This is a genomic window from Kitasatospora sp. NPDC001603 (assembly GCF_040298365.1).
Classification (GTDB): domain Bacteria; phylum Actinomycetota; class Actinomycetes; order Streptomycetales; family Streptomycetaceae; genus Kitasatospora.
In genome coordinates this window covers 40252-60506 of record NZ_JBEPAA010000014.1, presented here as the reverse complement: position 1 = coordinate 60506, position 20255 = coordinate 40252, and the positions used below count along the sequence as shown (strand labels likewise).

The window sequence follows — 20255 nt, the reverse complement described above, 5'->3', positions numbered from 1 at the left end:
TGTGATCATGTCTGCACCGGATCGACCGCTCCTGCTGATCGCCCACGGCAGCCGCGACCCCCGCCACGCCGCGACCGTGGCGGGGGTGGTCGAGCAGGTCCGGGCGCTGCGCCCCGGGCTGGAGGTCGCCACCGCGTACCTGGACCACTGCGCGCCGCGGATCCCGCAGGTGGCCGGCCGGCTGCCGGCGGCCGTGGCCGTTCCGCTGCTGCTGAACCGGGCCTTCCACGCCAAGCACGACATCCCCGCCGCCCTGCGCGCCGCCGGCGCCGACCTGCCGGTCGCGGACGTGCTGGGCCCGGCGCGACCGCGCGTCGCGGACGCGGCGCCGGCGACCGGGCCGCTCCCCGTCCCCTCCCCACTGCTGCTCGCCGCGCTGGACCGCCGCCTCGCCGGGGCCGGGCTGGCCGTCGGCTCCCCCACCGTCCGCGCCCGCACCGGTGTCGTGCTGGCCGCGGCCGGCTCCTCCGACCCGGCCGCCGACGCCGCCACCCGGGCGGTGGCCGCCGAGTGGCGCCGGACCCGCGGCTGGGCCGGCATCGAGGTCGCGTACGCCTCCGCCGGCGGTCCGCGCGTCCCCGCCGCCGCCGCCGAGCTGCGGGCGGCCGGGGCCCGCCGGGTGGCCGTCGCGCCCTACCTGCTCGCCCCGGGTCTGCTGCCGGACCGGATCGCGGACGCCGCGGCCGAGGCGGAGGCGGACGTCCTCGCCGAGGTCCTCGGCGCCGCCCCCGAGATCGCCCGCCTGGTGCTCAGGCGCTACCTCGGGGCCTGCCGCGAGGCCGTCGCCGCACCGGCGCTCAGCGCCAGCGCCTGAGCGTCCCGGCCGGAGCCGGCCGGGACGCCCCGGACCGCGCCCCCGCCGGCGCACGCGAACGGCCCGGCTCCCCCACCGAGGGGAGCCGGGCCGTTCGTCCTCGTCCTCGTCCGCGTCCGGAGGGACTCAGTCGGTCTTGCGGCGCTGGCGGCCGGTGCCGTAGTTGGCGCCGGTCTTGGAGCCCGAGCCGGGCGCCGGGCGGCCGGAGGAGCGGCCGATGAAGCCCGCGGCCTGGCGGCTGCCGCCGCCGCCCTGACCGCCGCCGGCACCAGCACCGCCGAGGCGCTGCTTCGGACGGGGGCGGCGCGGGTTGCCGTTCATGTCGACGTCGGTGGGCAGGCCCGAGCGCTTGACGGGGCGGCGGCGCGGGGCGCCGGCCTTGGCCTCGGCGGCCGGAGCGGCGGCCGGAGCCGGGACGACCACCGCGACGGGTACGCCGCTGGGAGTGCGGGCACCGGTGATCCGGGTCAGCTCGGCGTCGCCCGGGCGGATCTTCGTCGTGGTCGGGCGGATGCCGGCGACCGTCATCAGCCGGTTGACCTCGCGCCGCTGGTCGGGCAGGACCAGGGTGACGACCGTGCCGGACTCGCCGGCCCGGGCGGTGCGGCCGCCGCGGTGCAGGTAGTCCTTGTGGTCGATCGGCGGGTCCACGTTGACGACCAGGTCGAGGCCCTCGATGTGGATGCCGCGGGCGGCCACGTTGGTGGCGATCAGCGCGGTCACCAGACCGTCGCGGAACTGGTCGAGCACCCGGTTGCGCTGGGGCTGGGACTTGCCGCCGTGCAGGGCCGCCGCCTTCACGCCGTTGGCCAGCAGCTGCTTGGCGAGGCGGTCGGCGCCGTGCTTGGTGTGCACGAACATGATCACGCGGCCGTCGCGCGAGGCGATGTGCGCGGTCGCGGAGGCCTTGTCGGCCGGGTCCAGCTGGAGCACGTGGTGGTCCATGGTGGTCACCGCGCCGGCCGACGGGTCGACCGAGTGGGTGACCGGGTCGGTCAGGAAGCGCTTGACCAGCCGGTCGACGTTGCGGTCCAGGGTGGCGGAGAACAGCATCCGCTGCCCGCCCTCGGCGACCTGCTCCAGCAGCTTGGTGACCTGCGGCAGGAAGCCCATGTCGGCCATCTGGTCGGCCTCGTCGAGGACGGTGATGGCCACGTCGCCCAGTCGGACGTCGCCGCGGTTGATCAGGTCGTCCAGTCGGCCCGGGGTGGCGACCAGGACCTCGGCGCCCCGGCGCACGGCGTTGGCCTGCCGGGTGATCGACATACCGCCGACGACGGTGGCGATCCGCAGGTTCACGGCGGTGGCGTACGGGGTGAGCGCCTCGGTGACCTGCTGGGCCAGCTCACGGGTGGGCACCAGGACGAGGGCCAGCGGGTGCCGGGAGTCGGCGCGCTTGCCGGCTGTGCGGGCCAGCAGCGGCAGGCCGAAGGCGAGCGTCTTGCCGGAGCCGGTGCGGCCGCGGCCGAGCACGTCGCGGCCGGCGATGGAGTCCGGCAGGGTGGCGCCCTGGATCGGGAACGGCTCGGTGACGCCCTCGCGGGTGAGCGCGCTGAGGATGCCCTTGGGCAGGTCCAGCTCGCCGAAGGTGGCCGCCGGGGGCCGCGGCGGGGTGCCCCCCTGGACGACGGTGAAGTCGGCGGGCGCCTGGGCGGCGCGCGGGGCGCTGTTGCGCGGGGCGCCGCCGCGGGACGCACGGGGGGCGCCGCCGTTGCGGGCGCCTCCGCCGGTGCGGGGCTTGCGCGAACGGTCGCCGCCGCGCTCGTTGTCACGGGGTGCGCGGGCAGGGGTGGTCATGGATTCTCCATCCGAGGGGAGGCACAGCCCGGTCGGGGCTGGTCGGCCGTCGGGTGGGAATTCGCCGCCCCGGCCGTTCGGCGGCATGCACGAGGGCCCGCACCGTGCGGTACGGGCCCTCGCTACGCGAGATCGCGAGTCAGCTCGGAAGCTGGACTCAGATGACGCGGATGTTCTCGGCCTGCGGGCCCTTCTGGCCCTGCGTGACGTCGAACTCGACCTTCTGGCCCTCGACGAGCTCACGGAAGCCCTGAGCGCTGATGTTCGAGTAGTGGGCGAACACGTCAGCGCCGCCACCATCCTGCTCGATGAAGCCGAAGCCCTTTTCGCTGTTGAACCACTTCACGGTGCCGGTAGCCATAACCGTCTCCTCAAAAAACTGGGGCATCAGAGCCCACACTTCGTGGACCCCAAGTAGCCGCGATCCCCATCCGGAGACTGAAACACCGGACAAAACAAATGCGCCTGTTGGGTTGAACCAGCAGGCGCACACAAACGTTCATGGGAACCAAAACTGCAACTGAGTCGACTGTAGCACGGCGCCACCCCGATTGACCGGGGACTTTTTGCCTGGCACGTCACGTTTGCCCGCGCCGCAAAGGGGGCACGCGGCGCCCGCCGAAGCGGACGCCGCGTGCTGTGCGGTGCGACGGGGCGGTCAGTGCCGTCCGGCCGGCTCCGGCACACCGTGCGAACCGGCCACCGGGGCCGGGCCGGACTGGTGCTGGTCGTCGGCGCCGTGGCCGGGCCACCAGGCGGCGCGGCCGATCAGCGCGGTGAGCGCCGGGGTGAAGAAGAGCGCCATCACGAAGGCCGCCAGGGCGATGCCGAAGGCCATCGCGAAGCCGAACTCCAGCATGAACACGTTGCCCGCGAGCATGAAGGTCGCGAACGACGCCGCCAGGATGAACCCGGCCGCCGCGACGGTCGGGCCGCCGTGGCGCAGCGCCTCACGGGCCGCCTCACGCGGGTTGCGGCCCGCGCGGGCCTCCTCCCGCAGGCGGGCGATGATCAGGATGTTGTAGTCCGTCCCGATCGCCACCACGAAGAGGTAGATCAGGATCGGCAGCATGAACATCAGACCGCTCTCGCTGCCCAGCTTCTGGAAGAGCAGCGTGGCGGAGCCGAGGGTGGCCGTGAAGCCGAGCCCGACCGAGACCATCAGGTACCACGGGGCGACCACGCTGCGCAGCTGCAGGCCCAGGATCAGCAGGATCAGCAGACCCGCGACCGGGAACACCAGCTTGTAGTCGTGGTTCATCGCGAGGTTGATGTCCTTGTAGACGGCGGTCAGACCGCCGACCTTCGCCTCCGTGCCGGTCGGCGCCTGGCTGTGCGCGACCTCCCGCAGCTCGGTGACCGAGTCGATCGCCGCGTTGCTGGACGGCTCGTTGTTGAGCAGCACGGTGAAGTCGGCCGTCGTGCCGTCCTCGCTGAGCTGGGGCTTCGCCGCGACCGGGGACACCCCGTGGACGCCGCCGAGCTTGGCCGCGAAGCCCTCGAACGCGGCCGGGTCGAGCTTGGTGCCCGCGGTGCTGGTCAGGTAGACGTGGCTCGGGTCGGCCGCGCCGGCCGAGAAGCCGTTCATCAGCTTGTCCTGGACGACCATCGACTCCTTGTCCTTGGGCATGGAGCTGCCCGCGAGGTCGAAGGTGCCGTTGTAGCCCAGGGCGCCGGCCGACAGCGCCACCAGCACGCCGCCGGAGGCCAGGGCGACCAGGGCGGGGCGCTTCTCGACCATGCGGCCGAGCGCGGTGAAGCGGGCGTTGCCCGGCTCGTTCATCCACTTCTTGCCCGGCCAGAACACACCGCGCGCCGGGATGACCGCGAGCACGGCGGGGGCCAGGGTGAGCGAGGCGAGCGCGGTGACGATCACCGCGATGGCCAGGGCCGGGCCGAGGGCCTTGAACATGCCGAGGCTGGAGAGGATCAGCACCGCGAAGGCGACGGTGACGGCGCCGGCCGCCGAGGCGATCGCCTCACCGACCCGGCCGACGGCGTTGGCCACGGCCTCCTTGCGGTCGTCCCCGGCCCGCAGCCGCTCGCGGTAGCGGAACGCCAGGAAGAGGAAGTAGTCGGTGCCGACACCGAGCACGACGACGATCAGGATCGCCGACAGCACCGGGGTGCTCTCCAGGCCGAACGCCTTGGTGGCGTAGGCGATCACGCCGTTGGCGGTCGGCATGGCGACCACCAGCGAGATCAGGATCGGCAGGAGTCCGGCCAGGACGCTGCGGAAGATGATTCCGACGATGAGCGCGACCAGGACGACCGTGGACATCGCGATGAGCGCGTCGGCCGAGCCGGAGGACTCCTTCTGGTCCAGCGCCTGGGCGGCGGCGCCACCGAGCTGGAACTTCAGGTCGGTCCCCGAGGTGAGCGACTTGCCCTCCTCGCGGAGGTGCTTGGCGGCCTCGCCGAAGTCCTCGGACTGCTGCTTGGCCTTGTCGATGGCTATCGGCGCGAGCGCGTACTTGCCGTCCTTGGACGTCGTCTGCTCGCTGACCGGGATGACCTTCTCGACGTCCGCGATCTTCTTGTCCGAGAGACCCTGGACGATCTTGGCCATGGCGGCCTTGTCGGCGTCGTTCATCGCGGCGCCGTCGTTGCGCTCGAAGAGCACCATCGCGGAGGGCGTGAAGTTGGCCGGGAACGCCTTCTCCTGGAGCGCCGAGGCCTGGATGGACTCGTAGTGCTTGGGGAGGAAGGAAGCCTCGTCGGTCTGTGCGGTGATCGTCGGCGCGCCGGCCACGATCGCGATCATCGCGACAACCCATGCCGCGATCACCCACCAGGCGCGACGGACGACGAAATGTCCGAGTCGGTGGAACATGCTCGTGATGCCTCCTGGGCATGGTTCACCGCCAGCCCTTGGGGACGGGACTCCGGGCGACGGAGGACCGGCAGGGCATGGCGACGAGGCCCGCCCCTAGCCGGTCGGCAGGTAAGTGAGATGAGGACATCATCATACGAGAACTTGCTTGCCGACCGGCAAGCAAATATCCCCCGTAGACCAACCCCCTCAGGGACGCCGTCCAGCCGCCCCGCACCATCTTCACCCGCCGAGCGGCCCTCTCACCTCGTGCTCGGGGTGGAGACCACTCCCCCTCAGGGTGGAGTTCGCACCCACTCTGAGGGAGGAGAAGTCAGGGTTCCCCGGTAGGGAGAACCCCACCCCGCCCCCGTGGCAGACCCCCGGGACGACTCCCCCGCCAGCCGGATACCTGCTCAACGGCCCCTTCCCTACTGTCGGTTGTGACGCCGGACGCACACCGGCGCCCGATTCCGGCGGCCGGCTCTCCGACGGCACTCTCGCCCCGCGACGACCGCCGCTCTCCCAGGGGGAACGACTCCGTGAAGACCAAGCTCGGCCTCGCCGCCGCGATGGGCGCCTGGAGCGCCCGGCACAGAAAGGCAGCCGTCTTCGGCTGGCTGCTCTTCGTCGTCCTCTCCGCCTACCTCGGCGGACTGCACGGCAGCACCGAGGTCGCCGACTCCGAGGCGATGCCCGGCCAGGTCTCCCGAGCCGCGCGGATCCTCGACGACGCCGGGCTGACCGCCCCGGCGAGCGAGACCGTGCTGGTCCAGAGTGCCACCACGACCGCCGACGCACCGGCCTTCCGTGCCGCCGTCGACCAGGTGCTCGCCGGGGTGACCGGCACCGGCCGGGCCACCGACGTCCGCTCCCCGTACGACACCGGGGCGGTCTCGGCGGACGGCCGCTCCGTCCTCGTCCGGTTCAACGTCGCCGGCGGGGACGAGGTGGCTGTGAAGAACGTCACGGCCGTGCTGGACGCCGTCGCCGCCGTCCAGCGGCAGCACCCGGACCTCACCGTGGCCGAACTCGGCGACGCCAGCTCCGGCAAGTGGATCGACGAGCAGTTCTCCAGCGACTTCACCCGCGCCGAGTGGACCGCCGTCCCGCTCGCGCTGGGCATCCTGCTGGTCGCCTTCGGCGCGCTGGTCGCCGCCGTCCTGCCGGTCGTGCTCGCGGTCACCGCCTTCGTCGCGGCCGGCGGACTGGTCGCGCTCGGCAGCGGCGTCCTGCACACCACCGACAGCGCCGGCTCGGTGATGCTGCTGGTCGGCCTGGCCGTCGGCGTCGACTACTGCCTCTTCTACCTGCGCCGCGAACGCGAGGAGCGGGCCGCCGGGCGGGACCTGGAGACCGCGCTGGCGGTCGCCGCCGCCACCAGCGGCCGGGCCGTGCTGGTCTCCGGGGTCACCGTGGTGGTCGCGATGGCCGGCATGTTCCTCACCGGCATGGCCGAGTTCCAGGCGATGGCCTACGCCACCATCGTGGTCGTGGTCACCGCCGTGCTCGGCTCGCTCACCGTGCTGCCCGCCCTGCTGTCCATGCTGGGCGACCGGGTCGAGAAGGGCCGCGTCCCGCTGCTCGGCCGGCTGCGCCGCCCCGGCACCGCCGGCACCGGCGGCCGGTTCTCACCGCCGGGGTGGTCACCAGCGCGGCAGTGATCATGGTCGCGGTGTTCGCGGTCTTCGGCACCCTCTCCATGCAGGCGATGAAGCAGATGGGCGTCGGCCTCGCCGTCGCGGTACTGATCGACGCGACGGTGATCCGCGCGGTGCTGCTGCCCGCGGTGATGACCCTGCTCGGCGAGCGCAACTGGTACCTGCCGGCCTGGCTGCGGTGGCTGCCCGAGCTCTCGCACGGCGGGAGCCTCCCGCCGGTCGGCGCAGCGGTCCACGGCCCCGGTACCGCCACCGGGCCCGCCGAACCCGAGCGTGCCCGGCACCGCCGGGTCGGGGTCTGACACCGCCGGGTCGGGGTCTGACACCACCGCCGGCACCCCGCCGTCCACCGGCCGTCACCCGGCCGCCGTCCACCGGCCGCCGGCCGTGACCGGGCCCCGCGTCGCGCGGGGCCCGGTCCGCGTACGTCATGATGATCACCGTCCAGGCGTCCCGCGGAACGGAGCAGCCCCATGATCCCCTTCGACGAGGGCCGCGCCCGGCTGCTGCTCGCCCGGGCCTGCGCGTCCGCCGGCCTGCCCGAGCCCGACGGCGCCCGGCTGCTCGCCCTGGGCGAGAACGCCGTCTTCGACCTCGGCGACCCGGCCGTGGTGGCCAAGGTCGGCCGCGGCCCCGAGCTGTCCGACCGGGCCGGGCGGGAGCTCGGCTTCGCCCGCTGGCTGGCCGACCGGGGCATCCCGGTGGTCCGCCCGTACGACGCCGTCCCGCCCGAGCCGAACGTCGTCGACGGCCACCCCGTGACCTTCTGGGAGCGGCTGGCCCCCGCCGAACGGCCCGCCCGGCCGGTGGACCTCGCGCCGCTGCTGCTCGCCCTCCACCGGCTGCCGCTGCCGCCCTTCCCGCTCGCCCGGCGGGACCTCCTCGCCCCCGTCGAGCGCTGGCTGGCCTCCGCCGAGGGGCACGTCGACCCCGCCGACGTCGCCTTCCTCCGGGACCGCCGCGACGACTTCGCCGCCGCGCTGCCCGGCCTGCCCGCGCAGCTGCCGACCGGCGTGATCCACGGCGACGCGCTGCCGCGCAACGTCCACGTCGGGGCGGACGGGCCCGTCCTGCTCGACCTGGAGTACGCCTCGCACGACCTGCGCGAGCACGACCTGGTGGTGCTCGCGCTCAGCCACGACCGGTACGGCGTCCCGGCCGAGGAGTACCGGGCGTTCACCGAGGCGTACGGCTGGGACGTCCGGGAGTGGGCGGGCTTCGCGGTGCTGCGCGGCGCCCGCGAGACGGCGAGCGCCTCCTGGGTGGCCCAGCAGGCGCCGGGCAACCCGGCCGCGCTGGCGGAGTTCCGCCGGCGGGTCGACTCGCTGCGCGAGGGCGCCACCGGGGTGCGCTGGTACCCGTTCTGAGCCTGCCGCCCTCCGCGCGGGCTCGGCGGCTCCGGCGTGCAACCGGGGCGGTCCGACGGGCGTCTTGTCGGACAGTCTCCCTGATCGGGGACCGGTAGCCGCCCAGTGCCTCAGGAGCCGCAGCCATGCCGGAGCACACCACATCGCAGCGTCCCGCCCCCTCCGTCCGACGCCGCCGCCGGCTGCTCGTGGGCTGCGTGGCGGTGCTCGCCTCACTCGCCCTGGCCGCCTGCGGCACCGCCAACGGGGCGCTGCAGCCGCAGCCGGGCACCACCGCGTCGGGGAGCGCCTCGGGCACCGGCGCCCCGGCTCCGTCCGCGTCGCCCTCCGGGTCCTCCTCGGCGTCCTCGTCCACGTCCTCGCCCGCGCCGTCGGGCAGCGCCCCCGCCGTCACCCCGCCGGGCGACGCCGTCCCGGCTGCGAAGCCCGCGACCGGCGGACCGGCCACGCCCGAGCCCCCGGCTCCTCCCCGGACCCCGGCGCCCTCGAAGACCCCGGCGCCCGCCAAGACCCCGGTGCCCGCCACGACCCCGTCCACCGCACCGGCCACCCGGCCGCCCACGACGACACCGGCCCCGCCGGCCCCGCCCGCGACCGGGGTGTCCACCTCGGTCGTCCGCTCCACCGCCTCCGGCGGGCGGACGGTGGCGCTCACCTTCGACGACGGGCCGGGCCCCGCCACCGGCGAGGTCCTGGACCTGCTGGCCCGGTACGGCGTCAAGGCGACGTTCTGCCAGATCGGCCAGCAGGCCGCCGCCCAACCCGCCATGGTCAAGCGGATCCGGGCGGCCGGCCACCGGCTCTGCGACCACACCGTGAGCCACCCGCTGCCGTTCGCCCCGCTCTCGCACGACACGGCCGCGTCCCAGATCTCCGGCGGCCGGGACATGATCGTGCGGGCCGGCGGGCCGGGCACCGAGGTCGCCTGGTTCCGGGCCCCCGGCGGCGGGTTCACCGCCGACAACCAGCACATCGCCGCGGCCGAGGGCCTGCGCCCGCTCGGCTGGTCGGTCGACCCGCGCGACTGGTCCCGCCCGGGCGTCGCCTCGATCGTCTCCACCGTGCAGGGCCAACTCCGGCCCGGCGGCGTGATCCTGATGCACGACGGCGGCGGCGACCGGAGCCAGACCGTCGCCGCGCTGAAGCAGCTGCTCCCCTGGCTGATCGCCCAGGGCTACCGCTTCGACCTCCCCGCGCGCTGACCCGGCCGACCGGCCGAACGCCTCGCGACAGCCCGGCCCGGTGGTCACCGCTCCGCACCGGGCGACCGATCAACCCGACGCGCCCGGACAGCGGTTGAACACCGGGTACGGGGCGCGACGGCTCCCCGCCGCCGGCCACCCGGTCGGCGGACCTGATCGCCGTCCCACGCGACCGGGCCGGTGCCCGACGCGGCGCGAGGCCCGGTCGGCCCGGCCCGCGCGGCCGGGTGCTCCGGCGGTCAGGCCCTCAGCGCAGGGGCCAGCGCGGGTCGATGACGGCCTGCGGGTCCTTGCCGCGGCGGAGCCAGGCCTCCAGGCCCTCCGCCCAGCTCCGGTACCAGTCGATCTGGCGGGTGTGCAGGACGGCGAGCGGTACCTCGCCGACCTCGGCCGGGTACCGCTCCGCGAGGGCGACGGCGACCCGGACGGCGGCGAGGGCGTCGCTGCCGGCCTCGTGGGCGTCGGTCAGCTCGACCCCGTACACCTCGCAGACCCGCTGGAGGGTGCGCGAGCCCTTGCGGTACTTGTCGACGGCCCGGTCGATGACCAGGGCGTCGAGGACCGGCGCGACCGGACCGCCGAGGCGCTCGGCCAAGGGGGCCAGGCCGTGGCGGCGCAGCTCGGCGTCGAGCAGCGAGAGGTCGAAGGGGGCGTTGAAGGCGACCACCGGGTGACCGGCGGCGAGCCGCTCGCACAGGGCGGTGGCTATCTCGTCGACCGCCGCCTTGGCCGGGCGGCCCTTGCTGCGGACGAGCTCGTCGCCGATGCCGTGGATCGCCTCCGCCTCGGCGGGGATCGGGACACCCGGGTCGACCAGCCAGCCGGTGGCGCTCAGCCGGCGGGCTCCGACGGTGTCCACGAGGGCGGCCGTGACGATGCGGTCCACGGTCGGGTCGGTGCCCGTGGTCTCCAGGTCGAAGCCGACCAGTGGCTGCTGCCACCAGCTCATAGGGATGTGTCCTTCCGTCCTGCTGGTCGAAACAGCCCCTATCATCGCCCGGGCCACCGACAACGCCGCCGGTGGGGCGGGCGGGCACCGCCCCCGGGCCCCGCCGGGCAGGCTCCGGCCCGGCCCGCCGGCACCGTCCCGGGCCCGGTGGAGACCGGCGAAGTGCCCAGCGGCGGTGGCCCGCCGCGAGTGGCCCGGCGACCGGTCCGGACGGCGGCTGACCGACGCGGCCATGACGGCTCCGCCCCTGGCCCAGGGCCGGTCGGCAGCCCGCCGGGACCGGTGGGCGGCCACCCGGGGCCGCCCCGAGCGGGCCGAGTCCGCCGGTTTCCGACCGACGCGGCGGCGGCGCTTCGGCGGTGGTGGCGGGACGCCCGGCGCCCGCGGATCAGTTCGCCGCCGCGGCCGACGCCCCGGCCCCCGCCCCGGCCCCCGTGTGCGCGGTCAGCCGGCGGGCCTCGGCCCACACCTCCTCGTCGAGTTCGCCGCGCGTCCGGGTGCTGCGGCCGAGCAGGTCGTAGTCGTCGTCGAGGAGGGCGAGCGCCTCGGCCGGCCCGTCCTCGTGCCCCCACCGCCGGTGCGCCGCGTGCGCCAGCTCCCTCGGCGTCAGCTCGCCGGTCAGCAGCCGGGCGGCCAGCGCCACCAGCCCCGCCCGCTCGGCGGAGCGGCTGTCGACCGGCGGGAGGTCGAGTCCGAGCTCCGCGAGCGCCGGCGCCAGCAGCTCGGCGACCGAGGCGTCCGCCTCCCCGTAGGTGCAGGCGGCGAGGGCCCGCAGGGCCGGGGTGTCGAGCCCGGCGGCCAGGGCCCCGCAGGCCGCCTCCACCACCTCGCGGGCCCGCAGCTCGCCGATGGTCCAGAGCAGGGCCCGGTCCCGCAGCCGGGCGGCGGCGGGCGAGCCGACGGGCCGGCGGAGCAGCCGGACGTCGACCTGGTCCTCGGAGACCAGGGTGAAGCCGTGCCGCTCGTAGAGGCGGCGCGCGGGGCTGCCCCGGAGGACGTCGAGCCGCACCGGCTCGCCGGCGGCGTCGGCCTCGGCCAGGACGGACCGCAGGACGCCGGAGCCGACGCCCCGGCCCTGGAGCTCCGGGGCGAGGTAGAAGTGCTCCAGCAGCCGCCCGCCCGGCCCGTCGGGGCGGACGGTGACGCAGCCGGCGAGGGCGCCGCCGACCAGCACGGCCGACGTCCAGCGGGTGGAGAAGGAGTCGCGCAGCCGCCGCCGGACCCGGTGCTCGTCGTAGCGGCCGAGCCGTTCGAGGTCGGGGCGCAGCACCACGGCGCGCAGCTCGACCAGGGGTTCGAGGTCGGCGGTCGTGGCGGGGCGCATCGTCCAGGCGGGGGTGGTGGTCACCGGGGCAGTCTTCCAGCGGCCCGGCCGGCCGGGCCGACCGGGCCGGCCGGTTTCGCGGCGGCCCCGGCCCCTGCGCGCCAACCGGCCCGCCGGCCGCTCAGGAGACCGGCCGGGAGTCCCCCCAGATGCCCTCGAACTCCTCGCGGTAGACCTCCAGCAGCCCGGCGTCGGTGCCGCCCGGCTGCTGACCAGCGCCGCCGCGCAGGACCAGGGCGGGCGACTCCATGCCGCGGGCCCGGCGCAGGTAGGGCTGGACCACCCCGAGGTCCCGGGTCTGTCGGCGGGGGCCGCCGGTCTGGCCGGACGGGCGCGGGCCCTCGACCAGGTAGGCGGTGAAGCGCGGGGTCTCGTCGAAGACCCGGATCTCGAAGCCGCCCTGGTCGCGCAGCCGGGCCCGGACCCGGCGCACGTGCATGATGTTCATCTCGATCGAACGGGCCAGCTCGCCGCGGCCGAGGCCCAGTTCGCGTTCCCGGCGGCGGACGGCGCTGCTCGCCGGGTTGAGGAAGAGCAGCCGGACCCGGCAGCCGTCGGTGGCGAGGCGGACCAGGCGCTTGCCGGTGTAGTTCTGGCAGAGCATGCCGAGGCCGATGCCGAGCGCGTCCAGCCGCCGGGCGCCGTCCAGCAGGTCCTCCACCGGCAGGTCGCGCTGGAGCCGGACCCGGTCGGCGTGCACCGCGACCACGTCCGCGTACCGGCCGGCCACCAGGGACTCGACGACGTCGGCGGGGACGCCGCCGGTCCCGCCGTCCAGCACGGCGAGCAGCCGGGCGGCGGCGCGTTCGGTCTGGGCGAGCACGGTCGGGGTGAGGACGCGGTTGCGGGAGACGACGTGCCGGGCCACCTCCAGTTCGTCCAGCGCCAGCTCGATCTCCCGGCGGTCGGCCAGGTAGGGGTCGAAGCAGGGCCAGTGCTGGACCATCAGCTCGCGCAGCTGGGGCAGGGTGAGGAAGACCAGCGGGTCGTCGTCGGCCGGGTCGAGCAGGTAGCCCTTGCGGCGGCTGACCTCGCGGACGGCGCCGGCCCGGTGGGCCCACTCCTCGCCGGCCGGGCCGGCCGCGGCCGTCACCCAGTCCTCGCCGTGGGCGGGCGCGTAGATGGGGTAGAGCACCTCGTCGACGAGGGAGCGCAGCCGCTGCTCGACCAGGTTGAGCCAGACGTACGCCCGCCCGGCCAGCCGGACCCGCTGGTAGGCGTCCTCCCACTCGGCGCCGGACCAGGCGAGGGCCGGTATCTCGACCGGGCCGCCCTGGGCCGGCACCACGGCCCGGCCGGTCATGGCGGGGCGCATGACGACCGTCGGGGCCTCGCTGCGGGCGCCGCCCCGGTCGGGGCCGCCGGGCCCACCGCCACGGCCGCCGGCGGGGTACACCATGCGCCACCTCACCTGGTTGCTGCCGGAGCCGGTGGTCTGCCGGATCGTCGGTCGGGTCTTCTGTCGGGTGCTGCCGGTCCTGCCGCGTCCGCCGGCGCCGCACTCCCTGATGGATCGCCACGGCGCGGGAAGCGGCCGGACGATCAAGGGTACTGCCCGCCGCGAGGCGCCCGCAGCCGGTTGGCCGAGGGGGCGCGTGCGCCCCGGCCGCCCCGTGCGTCCCGGCGGCCCCGGGGGTACCCGGCGGACACCCGTTCGGGCGAACACGCGGCGAATGGCCCCGCCCTCGGGGGCGGCGTCGGGGAGTATGCGGACTGTGCCGTGCGTCACGGCGCGCGACCGTCGCACATGCCCGGCCGCCCAGCCGGGAAGAGAGCGTCGGGGTCCGGGCTGATAGTCGGACTACCTGTCAGTTTCCCTCCGACACAAGGAAGTTGAGGACTCATGCAGGTCTGGCCAGGGAAGCCCTACCCCCTCGGTGCCACCTTCGACGGGGCCGGTACCAACTTCGCGGTGTTCTCCGAGAGCGCCGACCGCATCGAGCTCTGCCTGCTCGACGAGGACGGGTCGGAGACGGCCGTCGAGCTGCGCGAGACGGACGCCTTCGTCCGGCACGCCTACCTCCCCGGGGTCCAGCCCGGCCGGCGGTACGGCTTCCGCGTCCACGGACCGTACAACCCGGGCCTCGGCCAGCGGCACAACAGCGCCAAACTGCTGCTGGACCCGTACGCCAAGGCGATGAGCGGGAACATCGACTGGGACGAGTCTGTCTACGGCTACCACTTCGGCGCGCCCGAGCGCCGCAACGACCTCGACTCCGCCCCGCACACCATGCACTCGGTGGTCGTCAATCCGTACTTCGACTGGGGCACCGACCGGCCGCCGCGCACGGACTACCACCGCACGGTGGTCTACGAGGCCCACGTGAAGGGCCTCACCAAGCTCCATCCCGGCATCCCCGAGGAGATCCGCGGCACCTACGCGGGGCTGGCCCACCCGGCGGTGATCGAGCACCTGGCCAAGCTCGGCGTCACCGCGATCGAGCTGATGCCGGTGCACCAGTTCGTCCGCGACCACCGGCTGCGCGACCTCGGCCTGGCCAACTACTGGGGCTACAACACGGTCGGCTTCTTCGCGCCGCACTCCTCCTACTCCTCCACCGGGGACAGAGGCCAGCAGGTGCAGGAGTTCAAGTCGATGGTGAAGGCGCTGCACGCGGCCGGCATCGAGGTGATCCTGGACGTCGTCTACAACCACACCGCCGAGGGCAACCACCTCGGGCCCACCCTCTCGCTGCGCGGCCTGGACAACGTCTCCTACTACCGGCTCGCCCAGGACCAGCGGTTCTACGAGGACACCACGGGCACCGGCAACAGCCTGCTGATGCGCAGCCCGCACGTCCTCCAGCTGATCATGGACTCGCTGCGCTACTGGGTCACCGAGATGCACGTCGACGGCTTCCGCTTCGACCTCGCCGCCACGCTGGCCCGGCAGTTCCACGAGGTGGACCGGCTCTCCTCGTTCTTCGACCTCGTCCAGCAGGACCCGGTGGTCTCCCAGGCCAAGCTGATCGCCGAGCCGTGGGACCTCGGCGAGGGCGGCTACCAGGTGGGCAACTTCCCTCCGCTGTGGACGGAGTGGAACGGCATGTACCGGGACACCGTGCGCGACCTGTGGCGCGGCGAGAACGCCACGCTCGCCGAGTTCGGCTCCCGGCTCACCGGCTCCTCCGACCTCTACCAGGACGACGGCCGCCGCCCGATCGCCTCGATCAACTTCGTCACCTGCCACGACGGCTTCACCCTGCGCGACCTGGTCTCCTACAACGACAAGCACAACGCGGCCAACGGCGAGGACAACCGGGACGGCGAATCCTTCAACCGCTCCTGGAACTGCGGCGCCGAGGGCCCGAGCACCGACCCGGCCATCGAGGAACTGCGCGCCCGCCAGCAGCGGAACCTGATCGCCACCCTGATGCTCTCCCAGGGCGTGCCGATGCTCTCGCACGGCGACGAGCTCGGCCGCACCCAGGAGGGCAACAACAACGCCTACTGCCAGGACAACGAACTCGCCTGGGTGCACTGGCCCGAGGGCGACGGCCCCGAGTCCCGGCTGCTCGAATTCACCCAGGGCATGATCTGGCTCCGCCGCGACCACCCCGTCTTCCGGCGGCGCCGCTTCTTCCACGGCCGCCCGGTCTCCGGCCGCCCGGCCAACGGCAACCACGAGGACCTCACCGACATCGCCTGGTTCACCCCCGGCGGGGAGGAGATGACCAAGCGCAACTGGGGCGCCAGCTACGCCAAGTCGCTCACCGTCTTCCTCAACGGCTACGCCATCTCGGAGCCGGACCGGCGCGGCGGGCGGATCGTCGACGACTCCTTCCTGCTGATGTTCAACGCCCACTTCGAACCGCTGGAGTTCACCGTCCCGGCCGACCACGGCCAGGAGTGGCAGGTCGTGGTCGACACCGCCCAGCCCCGGCTGCCCGCCCCCGGCACCGGGGCCCGGGTCAAGGCCGGGGACGCGCTCTCGCTCGTCGACCGCTCGCTGATGGTGCTCCAGCGGCCGGCCTAGGCCGGGTGCCGGACGCCCGGCCGCGGGGCGGCGCCCGGGGTCCGCGGCCGGGCCCCACGGCGTGCCGCGGTCACCACGTTCACCTGTTCGGATCAGCAACGGGTCTTGGCCGCGGGCTCGCACGGGTAGTCATGGACACATGACCTACGCCGCCGAGCCCGCCCAGCCCCGCCCGGCCGCAGTACCGTCCGCCACCTACCGCCTCCAGCTGCAGCCCGGCTTCACCCTCCACGACGCCACCGCCGCGGTGCCCTACCTCGCCGCCCTCGGCGTCTCCCACCTCCACCTGTCCCCGCTGCTGGAGGCCGCCCCCGGATCCACCCACGGCTACGACACCGTCGACCACGGACGGATCAGCGCCCAGCTCGGCGGCGAACCGGCGTTGCGCGCGCTGGCCGCCGAAGCCCACCGGCACGGCCTGCGGCTGCTCGCCGACGTGGTGCCCAACCACATGGCCGTCCCCGTCCCCGAACGGCTCAACCGGCCGCTCTGGCACGTCCTGCGGGACGGCCCCGACTCGCCGTACGCACCCTGGTTCGACATCGACTGGACCGCCCAGCCGGGCCCCCCGGACTCCCCCGGCCGCGGCCGGGTGCTGCTGCCGCTGCTCGGCGACCGGCTCGGGGCCGTCCTCCGCGACCTCGTGGTCGACGGCGAGGAGCTCCGCTACCACGACCACGCCCTCCCGCTGCGGCCCGGCACCGCCGGCCTCCCGCTCCCCGAGCTGCTCAGCCGGCAGTGGTACCGGCTCGCCTGGTGGCGGCTGGCCCGCACCGAGCTGAACTACCGGCGGTTCTTCACCGTCAACGAGCTGATCGCCGTCCGGGTCGAAGTCCCCGAGGTGTTCGAGGCGACCCACGGCGTGCTGCTGCGGCTGCACCGCGAGGGCGTCCTGGACGGGTTCCGGATCGACCACCCGGACGGCCTGGCCGACCCGCGCGGCTACCTGCGCCGGCTCGCCGGGGCCACCGGCGGCGCCTACACGGTGGTGGAGAAGATCCTCACCGGTGAGGAGCGCCTCCCCGGGGACTGGCCGTGCGCCGGCACCACCGGGTACGACGCGCTGCGCCGCATCGACGGCGTGCTCACCGACCACGCCGGCGCCTGCCGGCTGGCCGGCGCCTACGAGCACGCGGTCAGCGGGGCCGGGTCCGGCGGGGAGCCGTGCGCCGACCCGCACCCGGCCGTCGCCGCCGCCCGGCGCGGGCGGGCCGACATGACCGGCCCGCGCGGCGAGCTGGCGGCCGAGGTCGAGCGGCTGGTCCGGCTCGCCGTGCGGATCGGCGCCGCCGAACCCGCCCACGCCGACCACGCGCCCTGGCAGCTGCGGGACGCCCTGCGCCGGGTGCTCACCGGCTACCCCGCGTACCGCCCGTACGTCCGGCCCGGCGAGCCCGCCCCGGCGGTCTCCGAGGAGCAGGTGCGGGCGGCCCTCGACGGCTCCGAGGACGCCACCGGGCGGCTGGTCGCCGACCTCGCCCTCGGACGGCTCGGCAGCGGGCCCGAGAAGGACGAGTTCTGCGCCCGCTTCGCGCAGACCGCCGCCGCCGTCGCCGCCAAGGGCGTCGAGGACACCGCCTTCTACCGCTGGAACGCGCTGCTCGCGCTGAACGAGGTCGGCGGCGAGCCGGCCCGGCCCGGGCTCCCGCCCGCCGCGTTCCACGCCTGGTGCCACTACGTCGAGGAGCACTGGCCGGCCACCATGACGGTGCTCTCCACCCACGACACCAAGCGCAGCGCCGACGCCCGCGCCCGCCTCGCCGTGCTCGCCGAGCAGCCGCGGGCCTGGGCCGACGAGGCCGCCGCCTGGTCCACCGCCGCCGGCCCGGGCGGCGACCCGAACAGCGACTGGCTGCTCTGGCAGACGCTGGTCGCGGCCTGGCCGATCACGCCGGACCGGCTCGTCCCCGCGCTGCTCAAGGCCGCCCGCGAGGCCAAGCTGCGGACCTCCTGGACGGCCCCCGACGCCCGCTTCGAGCAGGCCCTGGCCGACCGGGCCCGGGCCGCCTACGCCAACCCGGGGCTGCTCCCGCGGATCGAGGGCTTCGTCCGGGCCCTCGCGCCCCACGCCCGGGCCAACACCCTCTCCGCCGCCCTGCTGCACCTGACCGTGCCCGGCGTGCCGGACCTCTACCAGGGCAGCGAGGAGCCGCTGTACACCCTGGTCGACCCGGACAACCGGGGCGTGGTGGACCTCGGCGCGCTCGCCGTCCGGCTCACCGACTCGGCCACCCCCCGGGCGGGCGACCTCGCCCGGGAGAAGCTGCACCTGACCGCGACGGCGCTGCACCTGCGCCGCCGCCGGCCGCTGGGCGCCTACCGGCCGCTGGCCGCCCGGGGCCCGGCCGCCGACCACCTGCTCGCCTTCGCCCGCGGCGACGACGTGATCACGGCGGTCACCCGGCTGCCGTACGGGCTCGCCCGGGCCGGCGGCTGGCAGGACACCGCGCTGGACCTGCCGGCCGGCGGCGCGTGGACGGACGAACTGACCGGACGCCGCCACCCGGCCGGCCCGGTACCGGTGGCGGAGCTGCTGACCGCGCAGCCCGTGGCGCTGCTGACCAGGAGGGGCGAGGCGTGACGACGCACGAGGTCCGGACCTACGAGGTGTGGGCCCCGGCGGCCACCGAACGGGTCGAGGTGGAGGTCGACGGCGCGCGGCACCTCCTGGCCCGGGACGACGGCCGGCCCGGCTGGTGGCACGGGCCGGCGCCGGCCGGGGACTACGCGTTCCGGCTGGACGGCGGCCGCCCGCTGCCCGACCCTCGCTCGCCCCGGCAGCCGCACGGACCGGACGGACCCAGCCGGTCCGTCGACCACGCCGCGTTCCGCTGGTCGCGGACCGGCTGGCGCGGCCGCCCGCTGCCCGGCGCCGTGCTGTACGAACTGCACGTCGGCACCTTCACGGCCGCCGGTACCTTCGACGCCGCCGCCGAACACCTCGACCACCTCGTCGAGCTGGGTGTCGACTTCGTCGAACTGCTGCCGGTCTGCCCGTTCCCCGGCCGGCACGGCTGGGGCTACGACGGGGTCTCGCTCTGGGCCGTGCACGAGCCCTACGGCGGTCCGGAGGGGCTGAAGCGCTTCGTGGACGCCGCGCACCGCAAGGGCCTCGGCGTCGTGCTGGACGTGGTGCACAACCACCTGGGCCCGTCCGGCAACCACCTGCCCGCCTTCGGGCCGTACTTCACCGACCGGCACCACACGCCGTGGGGCTCGGCGGTCAACCTGGACGCCCCCGGCTCGGACGAGGTGCGCCGGTACCTGATCGGCAGCGCGCTGGCCTGGCTGCGCGACTACCGGATCGACGGCCTGCGGCTGGACGCCGTGCACGCCCTCGCGGACGACCGCGCCGTCCACTTCCTGGAGGAACTCTCCCGCGAAGTCGACCGGTTGGCGACCGCCACCAACCGGCCGCTGTTCCTGATCGCCGAGTCCGACCTCAACTCCCCCCGCACCACCACCCCCCGCGAGGCCGGCGGCCAGGGCCTCACCGCCCAGTGGAGCGACGACTTCCACCACGCGCTGCACACCGCGCTCACCGGTGAGTCCCAGGGCTACTACGGGGACTTCGCCCGCGCCCCGCTGGCCGCCGTGGCCCGGACGCTCACCCGCGGCTTCTTCCACGACGGCACCTGGTCCTCGTTCCGGGAGCGCGGCCACGGCCGGCCCTTCCCGCCCGCGCACGGCCACCGGCTGCTCGGCTACCTGCAGACCCACGACCAGATCGGCAACCGGGCCCTCGGCGACCGGCTCTCCCCCGGCCTCTCCCCCGGGCGGCTCGCCTGCGGGGCCGCCCTGGTGCTCGCCTCGCCGTTCACCCCGATGCTGTTCATGGGCGAGGAGTGGGGCGCGGCGACCCCGTGGCAGTACTTCACCGACCACACCGACCCGAACCTGGCCGAGGCCGTCCGCCAGGGCCGGCGGCGGGAGTTCGCCGAGCACGGCTGGCGGGCCGACGCGGTGCCGGACCCGCAGGAGCCGGCCACCGTGCTGCGCTCCGTCCTCGACTGGACCGAGCCGGGGCGCGCCCCGCACGCCGAACTGCTCAGCTGGTACCGGACGTTGATCCGGCTGCGGCGCACCCGGCCGGAGCTCTCCGACCCGGACCTCGCGGCCGTCCGGACGGAGTACGACGAGGCGGCCCGGTGGCTGGTGCTGCACCGGGGGGCCCACCGGGTGGCGGTCAACCTGGGCGGCGCCCCCGCCGCGCTGCCGCTCGGGGGGCCGGGGCGGGAGGTGGTGGCGTCCTTCGGGGAGTGCGCGCTCGACGGGGCGGCGGTGCGGCTGGGGCCGGACTCCGTCGCGGTCGTCCGGCTGTGAGCGGCGCGGCCGGGGCCGGCCCGCGCCTCG

Annotated in this window: 11 protein-coding genes and 2 pseudogenes; 7 read left to right on the top strand and 6 right to left on the bottom strand. The window is 75.2% G+C overall.

Annotated elements, in window-relative coordinates; genetic code table 11:
• Positions 1-7: 7 nt before the first annotated feature.
• Positions 8-814, top strand: a complete 807-nt coding sequence (locus tag ABT263_RS12115) for a sirohydrochlorin chelatase (protein ID WP_352290303.1) — start codon at positions 8-10, stop codon at positions 812-814.
• 126 nt (positions 815-940) lie between these two features.
• On the opposite strand, the gene ABT263_RS12110 is transcribed toward ABT263_RS12115, so the two are convergent.
• The 3 genes from ABT263_RS12110 to ABT263_RS12100 form a co-directional block, all read right to left on the bottom strand.
• A complete protein-coding gene (locus tag ABT263_RS12110; RefSeq protein ID WP_352290301.1) occupies positions 941-2611 on the bottom strand; it encodes a DEAD/DEAH box helicase in 1671 nt (556 codons plus the stop codon).
• A 157-nt stretch (positions 2612-2768) separates the two neighbouring features.
• Positions 2769-2972, bottom strand: a complete 204-nt coding sequence (locus tag ABT263_RS12105) for a cold-shock protein (protein WP_329487154.1) — start codon at positions 2970-2972, stop codon at positions 2769-2771.
• 297 nt (positions 2973-3269) lie between these two features.
• Positions 3270-5444, bottom strand: coding sequence for an MMPL family transporter (locus ABT263_RS12100; RefSeq protein WP_329487155.1), 2175 nt, complete (start codon positions 5442-5444; stop codon positions 3270-3272).
• A 551-nt stretch (positions 5445-5995) separates the two neighbouring features.
• Here ABT263_RS12100 and ABT263_RS12095 point away from each other — a divergent pair.
• The 3 genes and pseudogenes from ABT263_RS12095 (at position 5996) to ABT263_RS12085 (ending at position 9653) form a co-directional block, all read left to right on the top strand.
• Positions 5996-7386: pseudogene (locus tag ABT263_RS12095) on the top strand (MMPL family transporter).
• Between the two features lie 171 nt (positions 7387-7557).
• On the top strand, positions 7558-8451 hold the full coding sequence (locus ABT263_RS12090) for a phosphotransferase enzyme family protein (protein ID WP_352290299.1): 894 nt from the start codon (positions 7558-7560) through the stop codon (positions 8449-8451).
• A gap of 125 nt (positions 8452-8576) precedes the next feature.
• A complete protein-coding gene (locus tag ABT263_RS12085) occupies positions 8577-9653 on the top strand; it encodes a polysaccharide deacetylase family protein (protein WP_352290297.1) in 1077 nt (358 codons plus the stop codon).
• A gap of 247 nt (positions 9654-9900) precedes the next feature.
• Here the strand turns inward: ABT263_RS12085 and ABT263_RS12080 are convergent, their stop codons facing one another.
• The 3 genes and pseudogenes from ABT263_RS12080 to ABT263_RS12070 all read right to left on the bottom strand — a co-directional run bounded on the left by ABT263_RS12080 (position 9901) and on the right by ABT263_RS12070 (position 13325).
• Positions 9901-10602, bottom strand: coding sequence for an exonuclease domain-containing protein (locus tag ABT263_RS12080; RefSeq protein WP_352290295.1), 702 nt, complete (start codon positions 10600-10602; stop codon positions 9901-9903).
• 901 nt (positions 10603-11503) lie between these two features.
• A pseudogene (locus ABT263_RS12075) lies at positions 11504-11926 on the bottom strand (GNAT family N-acetyltransferase); the annotation flags it as partial.
• Positions 11927-12047: 121 nt separating this feature from the next.
• Positions 12048-13325, bottom strand: coding sequence for a DUF5919 domain-containing protein (locus ABT263_RS12070; RefSeq protein ID WP_329487159.1), 1278 nt, complete (start codon positions 13323-13325; stop codon positions 12048-12050).
• A gap of 444 nt (positions 13326-13769) precedes the next feature.
• Between ABT263_RS12070 and glgX the strand changes: the two genes are divergently transcribed.
• The 3 genes from glgX to treZ all read left to right on the top strand — a co-directional run bounded on the left by glgX (position 13770) and on the right by treZ (position 20225).
• Positions 13770-15902 (top strand): glycogen debranching protein GlgX, encoded by a 2133-nt coding sequence (gene glgX, locus ABT263_RS12065; protein WP_352290293.1) that lies wholly within the window; start codon positions 13770-13772, stop codon positions 15900-15902.
• Positions 15903-16041: 139 nt separating this feature from the next.
• Complete coding sequence (gene treY, locus ABT263_RS12060) at positions 16042-18483, top strand: malto-oligosyltrehalose synthase (protein WP_352290291.1); 2442 nt, start codon at positions 16042-16044, stop codon at positions 18481-18483.
• The gene (gene treZ, locus ABT263_RS12055; protein WP_352290289.1) at positions 18480-20225 is read left to right on the top strand and encodes a malto-oligosyltrehalose trehalohydrolase; all 1746 of its coding nucleotides are present in this window, start codon (positions 18480-18482) and stop codon (positions 20223-20225) included. Before treY ends, treZ begins: the two co-directional genes overlap by 4 nt.
• Positions 20226-20255 lie beyond the last annotated feature (30 nt).